The 22,452-nt window shown below is 62.4% G+C and carries 21 protein-coding genes and 2 pseudogenes; 10 read left to right on the forward strand and 13 right to left on the reverse strand.

Features of this window, described 5'->3' with window-relative positions; all coding sequences use genetic code 11:
* Nucleotides 1-3: 3 nt before the first annotated feature.
* Together AAFG50_RS07365 and AAFG50_RS07370 are read right to left on the reverse strand one after the other, a co-directional pair.
* Nucleotides 4-1,443: a basic amino acid/polyamine antiporter gene (locus AAFG50_RS07365; RefSeq protein WP_028172883.1), complete on the reverse strand. Its 1,440-nt coding sequence runs from the start codon at nucleotides 1,441-1,443 to the stop codon at nucleotides 4-6.
* 186 nt (nucleotides 1,444-1,629) lie between these two features.
* A complete protein-coding gene (locus tag AAFG50_RS07370; protein ID WP_039187040.1) occupies nucleotides 1,630-1,827 on the reverse strand; it encodes a hypothetical protein in 198 nt (65 codons plus the stop codon).
* A gap of 260 nt (nucleotides 1,828-2,087) precedes the next feature.
* Here AAFG50_RS07370 and AAFG50_RS07375 point away from each other — a divergent pair, with 260 nt between their 5' ends.
* Nucleotides 2,088-2,786 (forward strand): Bax inhibitor-1/YccA family protein, encoded by a 699-nt coding sequence (locus AAFG50_RS07375; protein WP_028172884.1) that lies wholly within the window; start codon nucleotides 2,088-2,090, stop codon nucleotides 2,784-2,786.
* Between the two features lie 15 nt (nucleotides 2,787-2,801).
* Here AAFG50_RS07375 and AAFG50_RS07380 read toward each other — a convergent pair whose 3' ends face one another.
* The 9 genes from AAFG50_RS07380 to AAFG50_RS07420 all read right to left on the reverse strand — a co-directional run bounded on the left by AAFG50_RS07380 (nucleotide 2,802) and on the right by AAFG50_RS07420 (nucleotide 8,122).
* Entirely contained in the window at nucleotides 2,802-3,305 is a 504-nt protein-coding gene (locus tag AAFG50_RS07380) for a DUF1269 domain-containing protein (RefSeq protein ID WP_011090056.1), read from the reverse strand.
* Nucleotides 3,306-3,523: 218 nt separating this feature from the next.
* Nucleotides 3,524-5,302 (reverse strand): proton-conducting transporter membrane subunit, encoded by a 1,779-nt coding sequence (locus AAFG50_RS07385; protein ID WP_028172885.1) that lies wholly within the window; start codon nucleotides 5,300-5,302, stop codon nucleotides 3,524-3,526.
* The gene (locus AAFG50_RS07390; RefSeq protein WP_011090054.1) at nucleotides 5,302-5,643 is read right to left on the reverse strand and encodes an NADH-quinone oxidoreductase subunit K; all 342 of its coding nucleotides are present in this window, start codon (nucleotides 5,641-5,643) and stop codon (nucleotides 5,302-5,304) included. Before AAFG50_RS07390 ends, AAFG50_RS07385 begins: the two co-directional genes overlap by 1 nt.
* A complete protein-coding gene (locus tag AAFG50_RS07395; RefSeq protein WP_011090053.1) occupies nucleotides 5,640-6,584 on the reverse strand; it encodes an MnhB domain-containing protein in 945 nt (314 codons plus the stop codon). Before AAFG50_RS07395 ends, AAFG50_RS07390 begins: the two co-directional genes overlap by 4 nt.
* Complete coding sequence (locus AAFG50_RS07400) at nucleotides 6,581-6,874, reverse strand: monovalent cation/H(+) antiporter subunit G (RefSeq protein ID WP_011090052.1); 294 nt, start codon at nucleotides 6,872-6,874, stop codon at nucleotides 6,581-6,583. The genes AAFG50_RS07395 and AAFG50_RS07400 overlap by 4 nt, the downstream gene beginning before the upstream one ends.
* Nucleotides 6,871-7,161, reverse strand: a complete 291-nt coding sequence (locus AAFG50_RS07405; protein ID WP_028172886.1) for a monovalent cation/H+ antiporter complex subunit F — start codon at nucleotides 7,159-7,161, stop codon at nucleotides 6,871-6,873. The genes AAFG50_RS07400 and AAFG50_RS07405 overlap by 4 nt, the downstream gene beginning before the upstream one ends.
* Entirely contained in the window at nucleotides 7,154-7,570 is a 417-nt protein-coding gene (locus AAFG50_RS07410) for a Na+/H+ antiporter subunit E (RefSeq protein WP_039187035.1), read from the reverse strand. The genes AAFG50_RS07405 and AAFG50_RS07410 overlap by 8 nt, the downstream gene beginning before the upstream one ends.
* 124 nt (nucleotides 7,571-7,694) lie before the next feature.
* Nucleotides 7,695-7,883, reverse strand: coding sequence for a hypothetical protein (locus tag AAFG50_RS07415; RefSeq protein WP_131234198.1), 189 nt, complete (start codon nucleotides 7,881-7,883; stop codon nucleotides 7,695-7,697).
* A 35-nt stretch (nucleotides 7,884-7,918) separates the two neighbouring features.
* A complete protein-coding gene (locus AAFG50_RS07420) occupies nucleotides 7,919-8,122 on the reverse strand; it encodes a DUF3551 domain-containing protein (protein WP_028172887.1) in 204 nt (67 codons plus the stop codon).
* Between the two features lie 328 nt (nucleotides 8,123-8,450).
* Here AAFG50_RS07420 and AAFG50_RS07425 point away from each other — a divergent pair, with 328 nt between their 5' ends.
* The 8 genes from AAFG50_RS07425 to AAFG50_RS07460 all read left to right on the forward strand — a co-directional run bounded on the left by AAFG50_RS07425 (nucleotide 8,451) and on the right by AAFG50_RS07460 (nucleotide 19,914).
* Nucleotides 8,451-9,554: an efflux RND transporter periplasmic adaptor subunit gene (locus tag AAFG50_RS07425; protein ID WP_028172888.1), complete on the forward strand. Its 1,104-nt coding sequence runs from the start codon at nucleotides 8,451-8,453 to the stop codon at nucleotides 9,552-9,554.
* On the forward strand, nucleotides 9,551-12,613 hold the full coding sequence (locus tag AAFG50_RS07430) for an efflux RND transporter permease subunit (RefSeq protein WP_028172889.1): 3,063 nt from the start codon (nucleotides 9,551-9,553) through the stop codon (nucleotides 12,611-12,613). Before AAFG50_RS07425 ends, AAFG50_RS07430 begins: the two co-directional genes overlap by 4 nt.
* A gap of 143 nt (nucleotides 12,614-12,756) precedes the next feature.
* Nucleotides 12,757-14,190 carry a basic amino acid/polyamine antiporter gene (locus tag AAFG50_RS07435; protein WP_028172890.1) on the forward strand — a complete coding sequence of 478 codons (1,434 nt, stop codon included), beginning with the start codon at nucleotides 12,757-12,759 and terminating at the stop codon, nucleotides 14,188-14,190.
* Between the two features lie 26 nt (nucleotides 14,191-14,216).
* The gene (arcA, locus tag AAFG50_RS07440; protein WP_028172891.1) at nucleotides 14,217-15,479 is read left to right on the forward strand and encodes an arginine deiminase; all 1,263 of its coding nucleotides are present in this window, start codon (nucleotides 14,217-14,219) and stop codon (nucleotides 15,477-15,479) included.
* 262 nt (nucleotides 15,480-15,741) lie between these two features.
* Nucleotides 15,742-16,560 carry an outer membrane beta-barrel protein gene (locus AAFG50_RS07445; RefSeq protein WP_028172892.1) on the forward strand — a complete coding sequence of 273 codons (819 nt, stop codon included), beginning with the start codon at nucleotides 15,742-15,744 and terminating at the stop codon, nucleotides 16,558-16,560.
* A gap of 656 nt (nucleotides 16,561-17,216) precedes the next feature.
* Nucleotides 17,217-18,410 (forward strand): ATP-binding protein, encoded by a 1,194-nt coding sequence (locus AAFG50_RS07450; RefSeq protein WP_011090043.1) that lies wholly within the window; start codon nucleotides 17,217-17,219, stop codon nucleotides 18,408-18,410.
* A 70-nt stretch (nucleotides 18,411-18,480) separates the two neighbouring features.
* A complete protein-coding gene (locus tag AAFG50_RS07455) occupies nucleotides 18,481-19,110 on the forward strand; it encodes a response regulator transcription factor (protein WP_028172893.1) in 630 nt (209 codons plus the stop codon).
* 168 nt (nucleotides 19,111-19,278) lie between these two features.
* A complete protein-coding gene (locus AAFG50_RS07460; protein WP_011090041.1) occupies nucleotides 19,279-19,914 on the forward strand; it encodes a response regulator transcription factor in 636 nt (211 codons plus the stop codon).
* A gap of 559 nt (nucleotides 19,915-20,473) precedes the next feature.
* Here AAFG50_RS07460 and AAFG50_RS07465 read toward each other — a convergent pair.
* Together AAFG50_RS07465 and AAFG50_RS07470 are read right to left on the reverse strand one after the other, a co-directional pair.
* A pseudogene (locus AAFG50_RS07465) lies at nucleotides 20,474-20,560 on the reverse strand (SEC-C metal-binding domain-containing protein); the annotation flags it as partial.
* 115 nt (nucleotides 20,561-20,675) lie between these two features.
* Nucleotides 20,676-21,629: a hypothetical protein gene (locus tag AAFG50_RS07470; protein ID WP_049832447.1), complete on the reverse strand. Its 954-nt coding sequence runs from the start codon at nucleotides 21,627-21,629 to the stop codon at nucleotides 20,676-20,678.
* Between AAFG50_RS07470 and AAFG50_RS07475 the strand changes: the two are divergent.
* A pseudogene (locus AAFG50_RS07475) lies at nucleotides 21,573-21,737 on the forward strand (IS5/IS1182 family transposase); the annotation flags it as partial. The gene AAFG50_RS07470 and the pseudogene AAFG50_RS07475 sit on opposite strands and share 57 nt — an antisense overlap.
* Nucleotides 21,738-22,452 lie beyond the last annotated feature (715 nt).

The raw sequence follows: 22,452 nt of genomic DNA on the forward strand, positions 1-22,452 counted from the left end.
GACTCAAATCGAGATGGCTCCGGTGGCCAGCGCGTAGACGCCGGCGCATGCGGCGATCGTGATCGCTGCAAAGAGGATGATTTCGAACGGCCGGAAGATCGCTTCCTTGCGCTCGCGTTTTGCGAGAAGGAACAGCAACGTGCCGGGCGCATAGAGGATCGACGACAGCAGGAGAAACTTGGGCCCGCCTGCGTAGATCATGCCGGCCGCGTAAACTGTCGCGATGGCCGAGCGGATCCAGTCGACAATCCGGGCGTGCTCGCCGGCGTGATAGGCCTCGCTGGTCCAGGCGAGCTTCAGGCCGTACGCCGCAACAAAGAAATATGGGATCAGCGTCATCGCGCTCGTCATCTTCAAGGCAAGCGTGAATGCGTATTCCGCAAACCAGGTGACGAGCAGAAAAATCTGGATGACGCAGTTGGTGAGCCAGAGCGCGCCGGCAGGGACCTTGTACACGTTCACCGTGGCGAGAAAGGAGGGCATGGTGCGGTGGATCGCGGCGGAATGCAGGATCTCGGCCGCCAACAGCGACCAGGACAGGTAGTTGCCGAGGACCGAGATCAGGAGTGCCACGCTGATGAACACACTGCCCCAGCGGCCGACGACCGCCTCCATCACGCCGGCCATGGATGGTGTCGGGAGATCCGCCAGCTCCGCTCGTGGCAGCACGCCGTACGACAGGAGCGTCACGAGGACGAGGAGGCACAGAACCGTCAGAAAGCCGGCAAGGGTTGCGAATCCGACATCGGTGCGGCTCCGGGCGTAACGGGAGTAGACACTCGCGCCTTCAATTCCGACGAACACGAACACCGTCAGCAGCATCGTGCCGCGAACCTGCGCGACTACCTTCGAAACGGCCGGCTGCTCCGTGCCCCAGAAATTAATGGAGAAGAGCGCGCCGTCGAAGGCGATGACGGCGACGACGATGAACAATAGTATCGGGATGATTTTAGCGTAGGTCGCGATCGTATTGAGCGCGGCCGCCCCCGTGATGCCGCGCAGCAGCAGAATGTGCACGCCCCAGAGCAGGACGGACGCCGAAGCGATCGCCACCGGCGTCGTGCCGTCGCCGAAGACCGGGAAAAACTGTCCGAGCGTCGCCTTGATCAGGACGAGGCAGGCGACGTCGGCAAGGCAGCAACCGATCCAGTATCCGACGGCCGAAGCAAAGCCGATATAGTCGCCAAATCCGGCCCTGGCATAGGCATAGATGCCGGCATCGAGGTCCGGCTTGCGCTGTGACAAGGTCTGAAACACGAAGGCGAGCATCAGCATGCCCGTGCCTGCGATGGCCCAGGCGATCATCGCTCCGAGCGCGCCCGTGGTCCGCCCGAACGCTGCAGGCAATGCAAAGATACCGGAACCGACCATCGACCCGATCACGAGCGCGATGAGCGCATTCCGGGAGAGCCTTTGATCGGCCTGGCTCGATGGAGGCGCCATGGTGCAAGCTGGCCTTCCAATCGGAGATCGGGCAGGCGCGACAAACCTTTGCGACGGTGGAGCGCCGGCCACCCCTTGGCGAAGACCTTAGGAGCAGCCCTTCTGCTCGAACATCCGTGATTCTATGTAGAGAGCAGTGGCAGGAAACCAGTAGGCCGGACCTGGTCCGGCCAGCCTCGTCTTTCCTCAGTTGCGACCGGACGAAAGTCCGGGAGCAGTATCGGCCACAAACACGAAGCCCGACCGGACGAATTCCCCGGCCTTGGCGAGCTCTTCTGCAATGCGACGGGCATGCAGCATCGCCGCGTGCTGGTCAACGTGCTCGCATCCGCTCTCGTCCGGCGAGAGGCCGTATTTGTCGACGATGTGAAAGAAGTACCGCATGTCGGCCGATTAGGCCGGAAAGCGTGCCGCTTCCAGTGACAAATGCGTAAGGGTCGTGCTCGGAAAGACGAACGCAAGCGGCAGCACCATCTTACGATTCCGTAAGGCGGAAATCGCCACAACTGAAGGGCCGGCGTGCCGCATTTGCAGGCCGAGTAGGGTGATCGTGCCCCCGGGATATCAGGTGATTGTCCGATATCCCGTGCGAGGGCAGAGGAATAGGGTCGCTGCCTCCCAACGGCTCCGCGAGGAGGCAAGCGATGTCAAACTACGATCAGAACCTGGCGACCTCTGACGCAATCGCGGTGGACGCTGGATTGCGCGGCTACATGCTGCGCATCTACAACTATATGGCGGCCGGCGTCGGCGTGACCGCCGTTGTGGCCTGGCTGACCTATCAGCTCACAGGTCCCGCATTGCTGCAGAGTCCGTTGATGTGGGTCTTCATACTGGCGCCGCTCGCGCTGGTCTTTTTCATCAGCGCGCGCATCAATACGCTGTCGGCGGCAACGGCGCGGCTTCTGTTCTTCATCTATGCCGCGCTGGTCGGGGTCTCGCTCTCGATACTGCTGCATATCTACACCAGCGCCTCGATCACGCGCGTGTTTTTCATCGCGGCCGCGATGTTCGGAGCGCTCAGCGTATTCGGCTACACCACAAGGCGTGACCTGTCCGGTCTCGGCACTTTCCTGTTCATGGGCCTGATCGGGGTCATCATTGCCAGCCTGGTGAACCTCTTCCTGCAATCAAGCGGGCTCGACTGGTTGATCTCGGTCGTGGGTGTCGGCGTCTTTGCGGGGCTCACGGCCTACGACACCCAGCGGATCAAGGCGATGTACGACAGCGGGGACGATGAAACGTCGGCTGGCCGCGAGTCGGTGATTTCAGCGCTGTCGCTCTATCTCAACTTCATCAACCTGTTCATGATGCTGCTGCGTCTGGCCGGCAGCCGGCGCTGAGCGGCCAAAGGGCTGTCAGGCCGCCGGTCGCTCCGCGGCGCTTGCTAGCGCGTCGCGCAGGGCCTGTTCCCTGGTATCATCCAAAGACGTCTTCAGCACGGTCCCTCCGGCGTCCTTGATCTCCTTCAGTACCTTGTCGGCGGTCATACTCTTGATCAGGACGAACAGGGCGGCGTTGCCGGTGTGGAGCGACGCTGACAATTCCTTCATGAAGGAGTCGTCGATGCCGAAATCGGATAACGCGCCGCCGAGCGCGCCGGAGGCCGCGCCGACGGCGACACCGAGGATCGGATTGAGGAAAATCATGCCAATCAGAAGCCCCCAGAAACCACCGGTTACCGCTCCCATCGACGTCGTGTTGACGAGTTGATTGAGCTTGATGCCCCCGGAATCGGTCTTCACGGCGATCACGGCATCGCTGATCGTGATCAGATATTCCTTCTGCAGGTTGAGCAGCCGTTGACGAACTTCCTCAGCCTTCGCTTCGGATGGATATACGATCGCCACTAAATCGGACATGAAGACCTCCTGCTGGATCGCAACTCCCGGCCAAGCCTGGTACGCCAGCGCCGCTGGCGGGATGCGTTGTCAGAGATTAGCCGTCGGTTCACCGGCGCGGGATCGGAGAAAACCCTGAGGCGTCGGGATGAATGTTCCTGATCATGGCGATGGGGAACACTTGGGCCTGACCTGTTCTTGGGCCTCACCTGTTCCCGGCCGATGCATGAGCCGGCGCCTCACGCGGCCACAAGCATCAACACGCCGAACAGCAGGGCCAGCATGAGAAGGCAGATGCTTGCCGCCGGCCACTCGCACAGGACACCGTTGCCCCTTTCAACATAGCCACCGAACGCGCAGCAGCCGCGTCGGAATGAATCGAACACGCCGATGGCGAGCCTCCAACGCACCGAAGACGCAAGCGGGTGCGGCCAGGGGCGGAGCAGGATTGCCAGCACGACGCCTCCCAGGAGAGGCAAGAGGAATTTGGAGAGAGTTTCGAGATCTAAGAGACCTGACGGCGAGATGCGCTGGACAGGCAGAAACGGTTCCCAGGGCACGAGGCCAAGCAATAACGAGCAGAGCGCCAGCACGAGCACCGCCACGTCCGGAAGGCGCGGTGCCGGGTCGGTCAATACAACAGACTTGTCCGGAGGGGCCAGCGCATGAGCCAGAACCAGCACGACATAGGAGGCAGTGAACGCCCCGCTTGCCTGGAGCACGACCGCCCACCACCATTGCTCCCTCTCGGTCGCGGCCTGAAGCAACAGGTCTTTCGCCAGGGACGCGCCACTCGGCTGCACGCCCATCAGCGCGATGCCGGCGATGGCAAACGCCAGGACGCTCAAGGGCAGGACGCGCGCGATACCGCCGAGCCCCGCGATGCGATCGTGGCCCAGCCCGGCGTAGATCGATCCGGCGGCCATGAACATCGCCGCCTTTGCGGTGGCGTGAGAGGCAGCCTGCAGCAGGCCGCCCGCCAGGGCCTCGCCACTCTCCAGATGACCCGAGGCATTGAACGCGAGCGGAAACATCAGGAAGAGATACCCGATCTGGGCCAGCGTCGAATACGCGATCAGGAGCTTCAGTCGCTCCTGGCGCAAGGCGAGGACGCTTCCGAGCACGATTGCCGCAGCTCCCAGCGCGGCGAGCAGTTGTGCGGCGGCGAAACCAGGCAGCCCGGGCATCACCTGGAACCAGAGCCGCACGATGATGAAGAAAGATCCCTTCACGACGAGGCCAGACAGGATCGCACTAGCGGCAGCCGGCGCGCCTGCGTGGGCAGGCGGCAGCCAGAGATGCAACGGAAAGAGTGCGGTCTTGGCCAGAAGACCTGATGTCATCAATGCCGCCGCGACGAGCGAGGCAGGCTGTGCTCCAATCCGGTGCGACAACAGCACGATATCCAGGGTGGCATGAAGACCATAGAGGAGCGCCGTGCCCAGCAAATAGAGCACGGAGCCGAGCAATGCGAAGAGCAGATAGCGTATCGCCGCGCGCAGGGTCTCCGGACGGCCATCCAGCGAGACCAGCGGCACCGCGGCGAATGTCAGCAATTCCAGGGCAACATAAAGCGTGAAGAGGTCTCCACCGACAAAGATTGTGTTCAGCGCGGCCCAGACCGCCAGCAGCAGGATCCAGAACACGAATGGCGCGCGCGCCTCCGTCGTTGTCACGGAGAATTCAGTACCGGCATAGACGGCGACTGCGGAGATCACGACTGCGGTCGCCGCAAGCATCACGGCCGACAATTCGTCCGCGCGCAGCGCCACCCCCAGCGGCGGCGGCCAGGCGCCGAGCAGGTAAACGAGAGGGCCCATGCGCTGCGCAACTGCTGCCAGAATCGCTACGACGATCACCAGCCCCAGCGGGATCGTCGCGAATGCGACCAGCCTGATGTGTCGCTCGCCCAGAACGAAGGCTAGCAGAACACCCGCGATGGGTATGGCAATCGACAGCACCAGCAGGAAGCCGCTTGGGGTTGTTGTCGCGTCCAGCGCTGGGGCAGGGGGCAGCATCAGCCACCGGCCTGATCTGGGTCATCGCGCGGCGAGGCGCGACTGCGCGGCGCCATGGAGGCACTCGTCTGGAACAGCCGCAGCAGCAGTGCAATCGCCAAAGCCGTTGCGGAAAACGCGACGACGATGCCGGTGATCACCAGGGCTTGCGGCACCGGATCATTGCCGATCCCCGCCGCCGCACCGCGCCGTCCAACGACGCCGAACAGGAGGAATACGCCGCTGCCGAGCAGATTGAAGGCGATGATCTTGCGGAGGGGCTGGGGCTTCGTGATCAGGCCGTAGAGCCCAAGTCCGACCGTGGCAGCAGCGCACAATCCGAACACCGTCACGCCGCTCACGGCTCCATGCCCCGTTCCGGTACGCCGGCGAGCAGCAGTCCGAGCGTCGCTGCGATCGTCAGGGTCATTGCGACCTCGATGCCAAGTATCAGCGGCTTGGCCAGCGCTGGCGGATAGGACAGGAACGCGGCGCCAAACAGAAGGCCGGCAAGGCCGACGAGCAGGAACAGGCCGGGCCCGGCAACGAGGATGAACCGTACCGATCGATCGCTCACGAGCGGTGTGTCCGCCAATCCGGCCATGACGGCCAGCAGCCACATCGACGCGAGAATCGCGCCGCCCTGAAAAGCTCCGCCGGGATGGTCGGAACCGGTCCAGAGGATATAGATCCCGATGACGATGCCAACCGGCGGCAGCAGCCGCGCAAGAAAGGCGAGAACGCCACGTGGATCGGCTTGGTGGCGCGGCCCGGGACGGCCGCCCCACGCACTGTCAGGCGCAAGCGACCAAACGCCGACGATGGCCAGCAACAGCACGATCTTCTCGAGCATCGTATCCATGGCGCGGAACGCCATGAGCACGTTGGTGACGGGGTTGGACAGACCCGTTGCCCAGGCATTTGCAACAGCAGCCGGAGCAAGCGTCGGAGCGGAATCGGGCAGCCACAGGACCGCGCCGGCCAGCGCCGCAGCCGTCAGCACGGACAGCGCTGCGGCGCCCGCTCGCAGCAGTTTGCCTGGCGCTTCGTCCGCCATCATGTCGGCATCCCGCAATCGCGCCGCCGCGCTCAGCAGCAAGACGCCACCGAGGCCGCCGCCGATTGCGGCCTCGGTCAGAGCAACGTCGGCAGCGTCGAGGCGTACCCAGATCAGTGCCACCAGCAGTCCATAGGCAACGAACCCGACCGTGGCCGAAAACGTCTCGGGCACGACGATCGTCCAGACGCCGAGGGTCAGCACGACCGCGGCAAGGACAATTTCAAAGACCGTCGCAATGCTCATCGGTTCAACTGGCCTTGGCGCGCCGCGCGCGCAATCAGTTGCGAGACGGTGGCGCCCGCGAGCAGGCCGAGCAGCCAGATACCAACCAGCTTCGACCCGTCGCGAAGACCCGCTGCTTGCGGGAGCAGTCCGAGCACGACCAGGCCGAGGCCGAGGTTGTCCGCCTTGGTGAGCGCGTGCAGACGCGTCAGGGTATCGGGAAAGCGAAGCAGGCCGACCGTGCCCGCCAGAAAGAAGAACGCGCCGGCCGACACCGCTGCAATCGTCATCATGTCGCGTGCGAGGCTCATTCGTCCTCCGTTGATGCGGTCCCATCGGCCTCGAAGCGGGAAAGCCCCTTCTTGACGAACGCGATGGAGGCGAAGGTGGCGAGCAGCGCCAGGGTCAAAGCCACGTCGATCGCTGCGGGTATGCTCGCTACGGTGCCGAGCAGCAGCAGCGTCGCAATGCCTCCGGTCCCGATCAGTTGCGTCGCCATGACCCGGTCAGCGTCGCCGGGGCCACGCAGGATCGACATCAGTCCAAGCGCCAGCATTGCCAGAATGAAACCGACCACGACCGTCAGGAACTCAGTCATTGTAAAGCGCTCGAACCAAGGCCGCCTCCTCCTGATCAAGTTCGGCGATCACGGGCTGATCGACGTCGAGGCAGTGATAGAGGAGTTGCGCCTCCTCCTCTCCGGCCGGCACGGTGCCTGGCAACAGGCTGGTGAGCGTTGCGAACACGTTGCGACGCAGGCCACGCGGAAGACGGGTTGGATACGCGACAAATCCCGGGCGCAGCGGCAGGCCGGGATCGAGTGCGCGCCTTGCGACGTCCACTCCGGCCACAATGGACTGGTACAGGAACAGAAGCGCCAGTCGGAGGATGGCGCGAGGTGAGCGCCGCGACGTGCCAGGCTCCAGCAAACGCAAGCTCGTCCAGGTTGCCGTCGCGACGGCGATTGTTGCGGCAGGAATGTCATCGACAGAGGTGCCGGCAAGCACGAGCCAAAGGCAGAGGAACCATGCCGCTCGGGACGCCGCGCTTCGCCAGGACGCCCCGACGCCCGTACGCGCGTCTCGTTTTCCTGAGGGTCCGCTCACGTCGGAGTCCTCGGCTGGCGGCGGGTCAGCTCGCGCCGTTCTGCGATGTTTCGAAAACCAGGCCTTGTGCATTGAAGGACGGGATTCCGGCGGCGGCGCTGTCGGCGGCCGCAGCCGAGAACCCGTCGATGTGTCGAAACGGGGGTTGGCGTAGCGATACAACAGCATCCACACCGGTTCGAATGGCGTCCACGAGCGGATCGTTCGACGCCATCGCCCTGGATGGGCTCTCGCTGCCCTGCCACGCAACTAGCGTGACGCCTGCCGAGGGAAGCAGGTGCCGCCTCTTCCGCTCCGGGACGCCTGGCACTGATCCTGGGTGGAGTACTTGCAGTTCACCATCCCTTTGAACTTGGAGCACCATTGGTTCTGCTGGGTCTGTGCCGATGCAGTCTGTGGCGCGATGGTCAGCATTGCCGAGATCGCCGCCGCAACTAGGATCAACTTTCGCATCTTGAACCCTCCTGATTCATCAAGCCGACGCGCTCGATCGCTTCATCTGGGTGCGCAACCGTGCGCTCTTGATAAGACCGGCGATATTGGGTGATTGCCTGATCAGGCGTCAGGAATTCCCTAGAGCGCTCTCCGACGGACTGTCACGCCTCGTCGGGTTTCTGCCTGCGTTTGCGTTGCGCCGTAACCGCGATTGCATCCGGCCGCACCGAGTAGATTTGCCGATGTGTGCGGTCGATCCCCTGGGCAAGAATACCGAGCGGCGATATCGCGAAATCGCAACCTCGGGAAAGGCGGACCTGCCCGGCAACGTTTCAGGAGCTTGGCTATGCGCGGTCGCCGAACGACATCTCGGCAAGCCATTGCATTGACGCTGGTGGCGGCTGCATCCGCGTCGGTCCTGGCTGCGTGTGACCGTCAAGTGGAAACCAAGGAAGCGTCTCCGCGTCCGGTCCGGACCACGACGATCGAGAAGCGTGAGAGCCTGGTGCCGCTGACCTTCACGGGGCGCATCGAGGCGGAGGACGAAGTCAGCGTCGCTTTCCGGATCTCCGGACGTCTGCTTGCGAACGACACCAGGCTCGGTGACAGGGTCGAGGCCGGGCAGTTGCTGGCGCAACTCGAGCCTCAGAACGAGCTGAGCACATTGCGACAGGCGAAGGCCGCTCTTTCCGCTGCACAGGGCCAGTTGACGCAGGCACGCAACCATTACGAGCGCCAGGAGACGCTGTTGGCACAAGGGTGGACCACGCGTGCCAATTTCGAGGCGGCGACGCAAGCAAGACAGACCGCCCAGTCGCAGGTCGAGGCTGCGGAGGCACAATTGAGTTCTGCGCACGATCTCGTCAGTTTCACCGAACTGCGAGCCGACGCACCGGGCAAGATCACCGCGACCGGGCCGGCGGCCGGCGAGGTCGTTCAGGCCGGACAAATGATCGCGCGGATCGCGAGGCAGGACGGCCGCGACGCGATCTTCGATGTTCCCGCTCAGATGGTCAGATCGGCCCCGGCCGATGTGCAGGTGACCGTCAGCCTGACGGATGATCCGAAGATTACGGCGCGAGGCCGCATTCGTCAGATCGCGGCTCAAGCCGATCCGGTCACCCGCACCTTCGAGGTCAAGGTCGGCTTGACGGATCCACCGGCGGCGATGCGGCTCGGCGCGACCGTCAATGGCCGCGTCGAAACCAGTTCCGGTCCGGTGATCGACATCCCGGCCACCGCGTTGACGCGGATCAATCAACAGCCGGCGGTGTGGATTGTCGATCCCTCGACGAACCTCGTTTCGGCGCGCAATGTCGATATCCTGCGTTTCGACCAGGCACAGGTCATCGTCTCGCAGGGGTTGGACGCCGGAGAAATCATCGTCACCGCGGGCGTGCAGGCGCTTCATCCGGGCCAGAAGGTTCGGGTGCTCGGGGCAGAGCCATGACCGGGCTCAATCTCTCCGACTGGGCCCTCAGGCATCGCTCGCTTGTCGTCTATGTCATGATCGTTGCCGTGATCGCCGGGGGCCTGGCGTATTTCCGGCTTGGTCGAAACGAGGATCCCTCCTTCACCATCAAGACCATGGTCGTTCAGGCGGCCTGGCCGGGGGCAACGGCCGAAGAGACGATGAAGCAGGTGACTGAGCGGCTCGAGCGCCAATTGCAGGAGACGCCCCATCTGGACTTCCTGCGCAGCTTCACCCGGGCGGGTCTCGTCACCATTTTCGTCAACCTGGAAGGAAGTGCTAACGCGAGGCAGGTTTCCGACACCTGGTATGAGGTGAGAAAGAGCATCGGCGACATGCGGCACACCTTGCCTGCCGGAGTTGTCGGTCCGGGCTTCAATGACGACTTCGGTGACACGTTCGGCATCGTCTACGGCTTCACCAGCGACGGCTTCACGCAACGGGAGTTGCGGGATCACGTCGAGCGCATCCGTTCTCGATTGCTTCAGGTCCCGGATGTGTCAAAGATCGAGCTCCTGGGTGCGCAGGACGAAGTGATCTTCGTCGAATTCTCCAAGCAGGAGCTCGCGACCTTGGGCGTCGATCGGGCGGCTCTGCTCGCCGCGCTGCAATCGCAGAATATCGTCCGCCCGGCGGGCGTGATCCAGACCGGCAAGGAAAGCATCTCCGTGCGGGTGTCGGGCGGTTTTCAGTCGGAGCAGGACATTGCCAGCGTCAATTTCGTCGCAGGAGGGCGCACGATTCGGCTGAGCGACATCGCGCAGGTGCGGCGCGGCTACGTGGATCCGCCGCAACCGATGTTCCGGGTCAACGGCCAGCCCGCAATCGGGCTTGCCATCGCAATGCGCGACGGCGGCGACATTCTTGCGCTCGGCCGAAACGTCAAGAAGGTGATGGCGGAGATCACCGCCAATCTCCCGATTGGAATCGAGCCGATCCTCGTTGCCGACCAGGCCGTCGTGGTGGGAGGCGCGATCGGCGAATTCATGACCTCGCTCCTTCAGGCTATCGCCATCATCCTGGTGGTGAGCTTCATCAGCCTCGGAATCCGTCCCGGCCTCATCATCGCGCTTGCCATTCCGTTGACGCTGGCCATCGTGTTTCCGATCATGGAGATCGCTCGCGTCGACATGCAGCGAATATCGCTGGGAGCGCTGATCATCGCGCTCGCACTGCTGGTCGACGACGCGATGACGACCACCGACGCAACGCTCAATCGGCTGGCGCAAGGCGACAGCAAGGTCGACGCTGCGACGTTTGCCTACCGCAGTCATGCCTTTGCCATGCTCGCCGGAACGCTGGTGACGATCGCGGGCTTCATCCCGGTCGGGTTTGCCGCGAGCTCGGCCGGCGAATATACGTTCTCGCTGTTTGCGGTGGTTGCGATCGCGCTCCTGGTGTCGTGGCTCGTTGCCGTGGTCTTCACGCCCTTGCTGGGTGTCGTCATTCTCGTCCCGCCGGTGCAGAAGGGGGCTGCCGAGCCTGGCGCGATGTTCCGTTTCTATCGGAATTTTCTGACGCTGGCGATGCGCGCCAAGTGGCCGACGATTGCGATCTCGCTGGCGCTCTTTGTCGCGTCCGTTCTCGCGCTTCCGTTGATCCCGCAGCAGTTCTTTCCGTCGTCCGATCGACCCGAATTGCTCGTGGACCTTACCCTGCCGCAGAATGCATCGATCCATGCGAGCGAGACGGCAGCCAAGCGCCTGGATGCGGCATTGGCCGCCGATCCGGACGTCCGTCATTGGAGCACCAATGTGGGGCGCGGCGCGATCCGCTTCTATCTTCCACTGAGCGTGGAGCTTCCGAACGATTCCTTCACGCAGGCGGTTGTGGTGGCAAAGGACGTCGCAGCGCGCGAGCGCCTGCAGGCGAGGCTGGAGCGTCTTCTCGCGGAGCAGTTTCCGGCGGCCGTCGCGTCGGTTTCGCCTCTCGGCCTCGGCCCCCCTGTCGGATGGCCGCTGCAATATCGCGTTGGCGGACCCGATGTGGAGCAGGTACGTGAGATTGCGCTCAAGGTCGGGCAGATCGTTGCCTCCGATCCCAGGACAAAGAGCATCAACTTTGACTGGATGGAGCCGGAGCGCCAGCTGCGGATTTACGTCGATCAGGATGAAGCGCGCCGTCTCGGCCTGAGCTCGCAGGCGATATCGAGCGTATTGAACACCGTGATATCTGGCGCAGTCGTCACCCAGGTCCGCGACGACATCTATCTGGTCAACGTGGTGGCCCGGGCTATCGACGAACAGCGCATTTCGCTGTCCAACCTGCGCACGCTCCAGGTGCCGCTGCCTGGAGGAAAGACGGTGTCGCTCAGCCAGTTTGCGACATTCGGATATCATCAGGAGCATCCCCTGATCTGGCGGCGCGACCGTATTCCGACCCTGACGGTGCGTGCCGACATCGGCGGTGGAACGCTGCCAGATACGGTGGTGGATGCCCTATCGCCCGCGATCGAAAAGCTGAGGAAGACGCTTCCTGCATCCTACGGCGTGGCCGTCGGCGGGACCGTGGAAGAGAGCCGGAAATCGCAGGCCTCCGTGCTCGCTGTGGTGCCCATGATGCTGTTCGTGATGTTCACCGTTCTGATGGTCCAGTTGCAGAGCTTCCCGCGGCTGGTCATGGTCGTTAGCGTGGCCCCGCTCGGGATGATCGGTGTTGTGGCCGCGCTGTTGCTGTCCGGCAGGCCGATGGGCTTTGTCACCATTCTCGGCGTTCTCGCCCTGCTCGGCATGATCAGCAAGAACGCGGTGATTCTGATCAGCCAGATTGATGCGGAGCGCGCGCAGGGCAAGAGCCCATGGGACGCGGCGGTGGATGCCAGCAGCTCCCGTTTCCGCCCCATCATGCTGACGGCGGTGTCGACCGTTCTCGGCATGATCCCGATTGCTCCAACCGTATTCTGGGGGCCGATGGCGGTTGCAATCATGGGCGGCCTGCTGGTCGCGACCGTGTTGACGCTTGTCTTGCTGCCGACATTGTACGTGACCTGGTTCGGGGAGAAGGGACCAGCCATGGCCTCCGCTCCACCGTCGTCTTGAGCGGCTGTTTCCGGCGAGGGAAATCCCGACGCGCGACTAGGTAATCACCCGATATTCCAGGTGTCGCCCAAGGCGCATCGTGCGACGGCCGGCAAAGTCGCTCGGCCAGGATGCCGCGCACCCGCGCGTCGCGAGGTCTTCACATGACTGGGACGCCGTCAATCCAAAAGCTCTCCCTGTTCGCATTGACCGCGATGGTGGTCGGCTCGATGGTCGGCTCGGGGATCTTCTCGCTGCCGAGAACTTTCGGCATCGCCACCGGTCCGTTTGGCGCGATCTTCGCCTGGTGCATTGCCGGCGGCGGCATGTACACCCTCGCGCGGGTGTTCCAGGCGCTGGCCGAGCGAAAGCCCGAGCTCGATGCCGGCGTCTATGCCTATGCGAAGGAAGGATTTGGCGACTATCCCGGCTTCTTGTCGGCATTCGGATACTGGATCGGCAGCTGCATCGGCAACGTATCCTATTGGGTCCTCATCAAGTCGACCTTGGGCGCCTTCTTTCCGGTCTTTGGGGATGGCAACACGGTCACCGCAATCATCGTCGCCTCGATCGGAATTTGGCTGTTCCACTTCATGATCCTGCGCGGCGTGCAGCAGGCGGCCGCGATCAACACCATCGTCACTGTCGCCAAGATCGTGCCGATCCTGGTCTTCATCGTTATCCTGATTGTCTCGTTCAACGCCGACATGTTCCGCGGCAATTTCTGGGGCGGCGAGGGCATGCCGGACAAGGGCCTGTTCGAGCAGATCCGCGCCACCATGCTGGTCACGGTGTTTGTCTTTCTCGGCATCGAGGGCGCCAGCGTCTATTCACGCTACGCCAAGGAGCGCGCGCATGTCGGTGCTGCGACCCTGCTGGGGTTTGCGATCGTCACGAGCCTGATGGTGCTCGTCACCATGCTGCCATACGCCGTGCTTCTCCGCGCCGAGATCGCCGGCATGCGGCAACCGTCCATGGCGACGGTCCTGGAGGCCGTGGTCGGGCATTGGGGCGCGATCTTCGTCAGCATCGGACTTCTGGTTTCGGTGTTGGGGGCCTATCTCGCCTGGTCGCTGATCTGTGCCGAGGTGCTCTCCGCCGCCGGCCGGACCAGGGATATGCCGGCATTGTTCGGCACGGAGAACGCGAACAAGGTGCCGGCCGCGGCGCTCTGGCTCACCAACGTGATCGTCCAGCTCTTCGTCATCAGCACCTATTGGTCGCAGGATGCGTTCGCGTTGATGCTCAATCTGACGAGCGTGATGTCACTCATTCCGTTCTTCCTCGTTGCGGCCTACGGGCTCCTGCTCGTCAGGCGGGGCGAGACCTATGAGAAGAGCGGTAGCGAGCGAACGCGCGACACGATCTTTGCCGGCATCGCCGTCATCTACACGCTGTTCCTGATCTATTCGGCCGGAATGAAGTTCCTGCTGCTGTCCTTGATCCTCTACGCGCCTGGCACGGCGCTCTATTTCTGGGCGCGCCTGGAACAGAAGGCGAGGGTCTTCACGGCCGTCGAGTGGGGCATCTTCATCGCAGCCGCCGTCGGCGCGGCTGTCGGAATCCACGGATTGGCCACCGGCTACATCACGATCTAGGCAAGGCAACCCTCAAGGGCAGTCCCATGGCAAAGCAGGCATCGGAATCCAACAGAGCCTTTGGCGTTCATTCGGAGGTCGGTCAGCTCCGCAAGGTCATGGTCTGCTCACCCGGCCGCGCCCATCAGCGCCTCACGCCCTCCAATTGCGACACCCTGCTGTTTGACGACGTGCTGTGGGTCGAAAACGCCAAGCGCGATCATTTCGATTTCGTCCAGAAGATGCGTGATCGCGGCATCGAAGTGGTCGAGATGCACAACCTGCTGACCGAGACGGTCGCGATCCCTGAGGGCAGGAAGTGGATCCTCGACAACCAGGTTGTTCCCGATCAGGTCGGTCTCGGTCTCGTCAACGAACTGCGGGGCTATCTGGAGAGCCTCACGCCGCGCGATCTGGCCGAGACGCTGATCGGGGGCGTTTCGACCCATGACTTCCCGGACGCCCATGGCGGCGAGATGCTCAAGCTCGTCCGCGAGGCCGCCGGCATGACCGAGTATCTGCTGCCGCCGCTCCCCAACACCTTGTATACGCGGGACACGACATGCTGGATCTACGGCGGGGTCACGCTGAATTCGCTCTATTGGCCGGCGCGGCATGAAGAGCCGATTCTCGCCACCGCCATCTACAAGTTCCATCCGGATTTCGCCGGCAAGGTCAATGTCTGGTGGGGCGATCCGACGCGGGATCACGGTCTGGCGACGCTGGAAGGCGGCGACGTGATGCCGATCGGCAAAGGCAACGTCCTGATCGGGTTGAGCGAGCGCACCTCGCGGCAAGCGATCAGCCAGGTCGCCGCGGCCTTGTTCAAGAAAAAGGCGGCCGAGCGCGTGATCGTGGCTGCAATGCCGAAGCTCCGCGCCGCAATGCATCTGGATACCGTCTTCACGTTCGCGGACCGGGATTGCGTTCTGCTCTATCCCGACATCGTCAACAACATCGCGGCCTTTTCCTACCGGCCGGCCGACAATTCCGCCGGCCTCGAGCTGCGCAAGGACGAAAAGCCGTTCGTGGATGTCGTGGCCGAAGCGCTCGGCCTGAAGAAGCTGCGCGTGGTCGAGACCGGCGGCAACGCCTATATGCGCGAGCGAACGCAATGGGACAGCGGCGCTAACCTGGTTTGCGCGTCCCCGGGCGTGGTGTTTGCCTATGACCGCAATACCTACACCAACACCTTGCTGCGCAAGGAAGGGATCGAGGTGATCACCATCGTCGGTGCAGAGCTGGGGCGGGGCCGGGGAGGCGGTCATTGCATGACCTGTCCGATCACCAGGGACGCGGTGGACTATTAGGCGGATCGAGTGGGTCGGCCGCGAGGCCAGCGTGCCACGCGCGCGCGCGGTTCCGCCTTTGCTTGGAGGCAACGCAGCCGATCGGGTCACGTGCAGCGTGAGTTCCCCGGCGTCTCTTTCGCAGCGTCGGGAGCTTCCGGCATTTTACGAAATGGCAATCTGTCGGTTCAATCCTTGATTTAAAGTCCTATCACTAACACGCCACAATCGTTGCCCAATCTAAGGCGATTCCTGGTGTACGCAGAAGCCATCGGGGCATGCCATGCGTGGATCTATCGTTCTGTTGCCGGTCGTTGGATTGTTTGGAACAAGCACCGCGTGGGCCGCGGATGTTGATCTCACCGAGCTGAAGGCGAGCAGTCCCGTGCCGTATTACTCCGCTCCGTCGTGGAGCGTCGTCGGTTCCGTCGCGCCGACTTTCACCGACAATGCTTTGTTCAGCCGGGACAACCGCAAATCGGATCTCTACTATGAGCCCGACGTGAGCGTCCGGCTGGACGGGAATCTGACCAATGACCTTTCATACCGGCTCTACGCCCGCGCCCAATACGAGGCGTTTGCGACGGAGAAGGATGGCAACGCTGCAGTCGCACGCGTGGGAGCGCGCCTGACCGAGAATTGGGACGGCTGGCGCTTCTCCGCCATCTACGAGAACCGATACGATTTCGATGGAGTCTACCGGGACCTTGCCTTCACCTCGCATGACGTGATGGGCTCAGTGGCGCGCGACTTCCGCATGAATAATGTGACACTCTCGCCGCTGTTGCTTGTGACCTACCGGTTTTCCGACCTTGCGGAAGCTCGCCGCTGGCGCTTCGATGCGTTGCTTGGCATCGAAGTCAAGCTCGATCCGAAATGGTCAATCGTGAGCACGCCGCTGTTCGAAGCCTTCTGGTTCACAGACGGGCTGAACCGGGGGCGGCAAGACCAGATCTACTCGGCGGACCTGGGTGTGAAGTACAATTTTACCAGCAACGTGTCGCTGACGACCAGTGTGTTGTACGAAGCGCGTGCATCGAACGTTGCTGTGCGGCGCTACCGGGACCTCAGGATCGGTCCTCGACTTGACTTCGCTTTTTGAGGGGCCTGCAAGATGATGAAATGCGCGTGGGTGCTGATGGGAGTCGCCGTTGGGCTAGCGGCGCCGTCTGCCGCCGCAGACCCGCGCGATTCTGTCGACCGAAGCCAGCGCCTGGATACTGATGCACTCAGGGACGACGCCGCCACTCACCGCCTCCAAGTGCCGTCTCATCCGCTGGTGATCGCGCCGCCTCAGCAGCCTTCTCCGAGCGCGAAGGCCGGAAAGAAAAGGAAATCCAGCGCGAGCGGAGCCGGAACCCGCTAGCGCCTGGTAGAGTGTCGTCCGATGTTGATCCGAGAACGATATGCATGATTCTCGGAGGGCGCTGCTTGCGTATCAGGGAAGCTGTTATCCTCTCGCGCCGTTTCGTGAAGGCTATTGGCGGCACTTTAGCATTTGTTGCATCTCTTTTGAGTCCAGTGCCGAATGGTCCGGCACGAACCGCATATTTGATCCCTTCAGCTCTCCCCTCACGAATTCGAGATTCTAATCTCGCGCTACTTCTACTTATGGCGCTATCAACCTAACGGTGTATAATCTGCGGACCCCACGGGCGTACTCTGATCCAGGGTGATGCCCCGCCTGCGGGGCAGGACGGCGACTCTCGATATCGAGCTTCAATGTCGGGCGTTGCCGCAGCAGAGTGAGCGCGTACCGTGAAGCCTCATAGCTTTCCCGCTTCCGAGCCAATTCGAACCAGCGGCACAGGGTCGTTCCGGCTCGATTTCGAAGAGGCCAGCGACCGGCTGTACTGGATGTGCTCGGCTGACTTTCTCTTCGTCGTGCGCCCTTCGCCTGGCCGACGCTTCGTCTATGAGGGGATCAATCCGGCATTCGAGCAGCATCTCGGCATCTCGTCCGAAGACATCAGGGAGATGGACGTCTCCAGCTGCATGAGCAGGGATGACGCCAGATCCATCTATGAAGCCCTTCGCGCCTGTCTCGCGGAAGGAACGGAAGTGAGGATTCGCCATCGTCTCGCATTTGGCGACCGGCGGCAAAATATGGAGACGACCATCGCTCCGGTTGTGGATCCCGTGGCGGGTAGCGCGATCCGGCTGATCGGCAGCCATCGTATCGTGCGCCATGGTGCATTCGAAACCGCGACCGAAGGTGTCGATGATGTTCAAGTCATTGCCAATCTGGCGTCCATCCAGGAGGATATCCAGCAGCGGATTGCTTCCGATCTCCATGATTCGACATGTCAGCATTTGATTGCCGCGAGTCTCGGTCTCATGCGGCTCCGGCGTGAAATGAGCGACGCGGTCGGCGCCGAACGGCTTTGCGGTGAGATCGACGCGTCTATCGATGAGGCACTCAGGGAAATCCGTGCCTTTTCCTATCTGCTACACCCCCAGAATCTGACGGTCGACAGGCTCAAAGCCGCGATCGAGCACTACGCCGATGGATTTGCGGCCCGCACCTCGTTGCGGGTCACGACCAGGATCGTGCCCGACGTCGATAGGCTGTCTTACGAGAAGCAACGCGCCTTGCTGCGGATCGTCCAGGAAGCCCTCACCAACATATTCCGCCATGCGCAAGCGACGGAGGTGAGCATCGTTATCGACCCGATCGGCCGTCATTTTCGATTGACGGTCACCGACAATGGGCGAGGGATGCGCGCCGACTACGCGAAGCAAGGTGCGAAAACCATATCCGTCGGCGTCGGTATTCCCGCGATGAGGGCACGGCTCGAACAGATCGGAGGGTCATTGGATATCCACTCCGATCCGGCAACACAGCTCTCCGGCACCATCCTGCGCGCGGTGTTTCCGCATGGGCTGACGACGAACAAGCCTGGCCGGCGAAAGGCCACGGGCTTCGGGAGGGCCCAAGCTGGCACCCACTGAGGCAAGAAGAAGAAGGTTATCGGTGGCGGGTGGACATGGCTGCCGTATAGCGACATTGGAGTGCTCTGCCATGAAACGCTTTCTTATCGCAGATGATCACGAGGCGGTGCGATTGGGCTTGCGAGCGGTGCTCGAACAGCGGGCGGATTGGGAGGTGGTTGCCGAGGCGAACGACGGCAGCAAGGCGTTGACTGCGGCAATCGAAAGCCGGCCGCACGTGGCTATCGTCGACTTCTCCATGCCGCGAATGACGGGTGTGGAGGTTGCGCGGCGGATCAGGGACTATCCGCTGCAGACGGAGGTTCTGATCTTCACGGTGCACAAGTCCGGTCTGCTCGCTCAGCAGGCCTTCGAGGCCGGTGCACGCGCATTTCTGACGAAATCGGATGCGAACAGATCGCTATTGGCGGCCGTCGACGCGCTTTTGGTGCATAAGCGATTTTGCAGCGAAAGCTGTCGGAACGAGCTGGATCACGGCGCGGGCGGCGAAGTAGACCGGGGCCGCGGGCTTACGCCACGCGAGCAGCTTGTCGTCAAGCTGGTAGCCGAAGGCTACAGCAACAAGGGCATCAGCGCGATCCTGAACCTCAGCGTCAAGACGACAGAGGCACATCGAGCGGCTGCGATGCGCAAGCTGGACGTGAACTCAACCGCAGGTCTGGTCCGGTACGCCGTTCGTGCGCAGCTGGTTGAGGCATGACGGCGCGTCGGTCCGTGGGGTCTCCTTGAAGCCGGCCACGTCGGTACATTCGCCGAGGCAGTTCAGGGTTTTGCAGGATGGCGCTTCGAGCCATGATCGGCATGATCGTTCGACCTTGCTGCTGCCGGCCGTCTCCATCGATTGCGGCCGGAAAACGAGAACGACGCCATGAAACGCATCTTGATTGCGGATGATCATGCAGTCGTACGTTCAGGGCTTCGCGCGATTGTCGAAACGCAGTCCAACTGGATCGTCGCCGGCGAAGCGACCAATGGCGAGCAGGCCGTCGGTTTGGCCGTGGAGACGATGTCGGACATCGTCATCGTCGACTATTCGATGCCACTCATGAACGGGTTGGAGGTCAGCCGCCGGCTCAAGGCACTCGATCTGCGCACGGAGGTGCTGATCCTGACGATGCATGAAGACGAGGAACTGCTGTCCGAAGCCGTTCTGGCGGGAGTCCGCGGCTTCTTGTTCAAGTCGGATGCCAAGAAGCACCTGATTTCCGCAATCGAGGCGCTGCTCGACGGCAGGCCCTACTTCACCAGCGCCCTGGTGGAGAAGCTGCTCCACGACTACCAGCTCAACAAGCATGGCAGGTCGGACATGCTGCTGACGTCGCGCGAGCAGAGCGTGGTCCAATTGATTGCGGAAGGGCATACCAACAGATCCATGAGCGTCATTTTGAAGCTGAGCGTGAAGACGGTCGAGACCCATCGTGCGTCCGCCATGCGCAAGCTCGGAATGTCGTCGACGGCCGAACTGGTCCGCTATGCCATTCGCAAGAAACTGGTTGTGCCTTGAGAGACGCCGCCGTTGCCGTGGAATGGGTGCTGTGCAGATCATGCAGGATGCACAAGCGTCGACACGACGATCACGTGGACCGAAGCCACCCTTCCGCAGTCAAAGCTTCCAGCTCAGCGAAATAATCCGCATTCGGGTCTCGGTCGGGCGGCATGTCGGCGTGGTCGGCGTCCGATTTGATCTCCCGCATCTGGTCATTGATGTGTCCGGCGAGCACCGAGCCGATCGCATGAACCGCATCATGACGATCCAGCCCTTCGGACATCAGTCGCTGCGCCGTGCGTCGCACCGGCAGCTCGGCATCGGCAATCTGGTTCTCGACGATGGCGTGAATGACGGCGTGCAATTGCTCCCGCGGGAGGCGGATCCCGGCATGCCGATGATATGCCAGCACGAGATCAATCCGTTCTTGCTCATCCAGCGCAAGCCACTGGTCCGGATGCGGCTCCACAAGTGGATCATATCGCCAGGTCGAGATTTTCTCGTCCTCAAGCGCTGATCGGGCGACTTCCCGCGGATCAAATCTGCGCAATCCGGATGATGGCTCGCTCGGGCTTTGTGAGCCGAGGCAGCACTTCTTGAACTTCTTGCCGCTACCGCAGGGGCAAGGGTCGTTTCGTCCCACTTTGTATGAATTCCCCATTGGGAGCACCTGCGATACAACCGCGTTGACGGATCCTCTTCCGTGGAAAGAGCCATTATGAGCGTGGTGAGCTGAGCAATCTCCTGGCCACGACGTAGCGGTCAGTTGGTGATTTCGTTCATCGCCTCAGTCCAGCCAGACCCAATTCCGTCCATAGCCAACCGAAGTTGTAACTGGCCATTGCGCTGTTGCGAGCGCCGGACTTGGCGGTCTCGTTCTCCATCATCTTGAGCCATTCGACGACTTTAATTCGGCCATCGTCTGTCTTGACTGCGGCACGTGGCGTCAGTCCTCCGAGTGCGGGAACCGGCTCATCGAGGACGCTGCGGTAGTGCCGATCCATTTGATCGTGGATTATCGCACATTTCTCCGCCTCGGAGATGTCGACTTCCTGAGGCTCAGCGGCGTTGTGCGATGCCATCATCTGTTCGACAGTCTCGGTTTCGATCGAGGGTTTCCCGACGAGCGAGCCGAGTACCGCGGACAGCAGCGCATTGCCGCGCTCGCATCGCTGCCGGGAGTTCACGCTGAGCACGACCGCCTTGTCCTCCAGCCTCACATCGCCGAGCACGAGTGAGCCGTCGTCGCGCCAGGTCTCGAGGTTCAACGCCTGCCCTGGCCGTTCGCCGGCCGCCGCGGTGGCCCGTCTTTCTCGGGTGATCCAGTTCCAGCTTGTCGTGTCCGTCATGCAAAATTCATCATGCGCCTGGAGCGCGCTCCGGATGCTTTTGCTCGTCGTGCCGGCTGCAAGAGGGAAGCGCGCAGCACAGAGGACCACCTCGTCCCCTTCGGTGTTGCGCAAATCGGGAATTCGCGGTTCTCGAACCCGGTCGATCAGGTCGACCAGGCAAAAGGTCGCGAACAGCGAACTGTTTGCGCGCGCCATCTCGGTCGGAGAGAGATTGGCGATCGCCTCGCCGCTGACGTCTTCTTGGAAAATATCCTCCGCCAGCCTTCGTCTCTCATCCCAACATCCCCCGCCAGGTCCAACCGAAAGCTGAAGCCCTACTTCAGCAAGCGGCTCTACCGCGAACGCAGCCTTACTGAACGCCTTTTCTGCAAACTGAATCACTTTCGCCGCGTCGCCACGCGCTACGACAAGCTCGCCAGCAACTTCCTTGCCTTCGCCGAACTGGCGTCGATGCGACTCTGGCTTCGCGTTTATGAATCTACGTCCTAGTACGGGTGGGTCGGCTTTGATCGCTTGGAGGCGACCTTTGGATAGGGCCGGCGGCGGAGAAGATGCGCCTCATGATAGTGATCACGAAACAGCGTGATTCAGTTGTCAAGCCTTCACCTTCAAAATATTCCACTTTACCGAAATTCTGATTTATCGTATTTGTCGGCCATCCCAGCCCGGCAAAAGGGGCGGTCGTACGTCGTCACGAACGCGGGCTGGGTTGCGGTGGACGCGGGCGGCGTTAAAGGCGGTCAGTAGCGTGCAGGGCGAGATGAACCTCGTGAGCGCACTACGGACCGCGATCGACGGACGGCGCTCAAGCCCTGCGAGGCCTCGGGTGAGGCAGGCATGTCCTGCGAAGCCCTCAGGCGAAGCAGGGGTGCCTGCGTACGGCGAAACCGTGTGGTCCTGGCCGTCGTTGCTACGGTCAAGCCCTGGCGAAGGCGTTATTCGCGTCAACCGGCGCGATGCCGTGCATTTCGCGAAGGCGAGGGAGGCCAGAACGAACTCGGCTCCCGGGAGAGCGCGGCATAGGCCGTCAAACCATCGCGCAGGGAAGGCCGGGTTTCGGCTGCCCTGTGTCTCCCCTGTGCATTGCGTGTGCATCTGTTCAGCGCAGGGGTCTTAATGGGTGCCAGCCGGCGCCCGGTCTTCCCTGCGCCCTTTCTTTTGGAGAGAGGGTGTGAAGCGAAGCATAGCTCGGGCAAATCATGCC

The organism is Bradyrhizobium sp. B039, assembly GCF_038965675.1.
Taxonomy (GTDB): domain Bacteria; phylum Pseudomonadota; class Alphaproteobacteria; order Rhizobiales; family Xanthobacteraceae; genus Bradyrhizobium; species Bradyrhizobium diazoefficiens.

Bases quoted from the DNA above. Each gene is read 5' to 3' on its own strand.
- AAFG50_RS07400 (WP_011090052.1), bottom strand. From the start codon at position 6,874: ATGAGCCTCGCACGCGACATGATGACGATTGCAGCGGTGTCGGCCGGC.
- AAFG50_RS07460 (WP_011090041.1), top strand. From the start codon at position 19,279: ATGAAACGCATCTTGATTGCGGATGATCATGCAGTCGTACGTTCAGGG.
- AAFG50_RS07430 (WP_028172889.1), top strand. From the start codon at position 9,551: ATGACCGGGCTCAATCTCTCCGACTGGGCCCTCAGGCATCGCTCGCTT.
- AAFG50_RS07455 (WP_028172893.1), top strand. From the start codon at position 18,481: ATGAAACGCTTTCTTATCGCAGATGATCACGAGGCGGTGCGATTGGGC.
- AAFG50_RS07445 (WP_028172892.1), top strand. From the start codon at position 15,742: ATGCGTGGATCTATCGTTCTGTTGCCGGTCGTTGGATTGTTTGGAACA.
- AAFG50_RS07435 (WP_028172890.1), top strand. From the start codon at position 12,757: ATGACTGGGACGCCGTCAATCCAAAAGCTCTCCCTGTTCGCATTGACC.
- AAFG50_RS07415 (WP_131234198.1), bottom strand. From the start codon at position 7,883: ATGGCGTCGAACGATCCGCTCGTGGACGCCATTCGAACCGGTGTGGAT.
- AAFG50_RS07395 (WP_011090053.1), bottom strand. From the start codon at position 6,584: ATGAGCATTGCGACGGTCTTTGAAATTGTCCTTGCCGCGGTCGTGCTG.
- AAFG50_RS07380 (WP_011090056.1), bottom strand. From the start codon at position 3,305: ATGTCCGATTTAGTGGCGATCGTATATCCATCCGAAGCGAAGGCTGAG.
- arcA (WP_028172891.1), top strand. From the start codon at position 14,217: ATGGCAAAGCAGGCATCGGAATCCAACAGAGCCTTTGGCGTTCATTCG.
- AAFG50_RS07420 (WP_028172887.1), bottom strand. From the start codon at position 8,122: ATGCGAAAGTTGATCCTAGTTGCGGCGGCGATCTCGGCAATGCTGACC.
- AAFG50_RS07405 (WP_028172886.1), bottom strand. From the start codon at position 7,161: ATGACTGAGTTCCTGACGGTCGTGGTCGGTTTCATTCTGGCAATGCTG.
- AAFG50_RS07370 (WP_039187040.1), bottom strand. From the start codon at position 1,827: ATGCGGTACTTCTTTCACATCGTCGACAAATACGGCCTCTCGCCGGAC.
- AAFG50_RS07425 (WP_028172888.1), top strand. From the start codon at position 8,451: ATGCGCGGTCGCCGAACGACATCTCGGCAAGCCATTGCATTGACGCTG.
- AAFG50_RS07385 (WP_028172885.1), bottom strand. From the start codon at position 5,302: ATGCTGCCCCCTGCCCCAGCGCTGGACGCGACAACAACCCCAAGCGGC.
- AAFG50_RS07375 (WP_028172884.1), top strand. From the start codon at position 2,088: ATGTCAAACTACGATCAGAACCTGGCGACCTCTGACGCAATCGCGGTG.
- AAFG50_RS07365 (WP_028172883.1), bottom strand. From the start codon at position 1,443: ATGGCGCCTCCATCGAGCCAGGCCGATCAAAGGCTCTCCCGGAATGCG.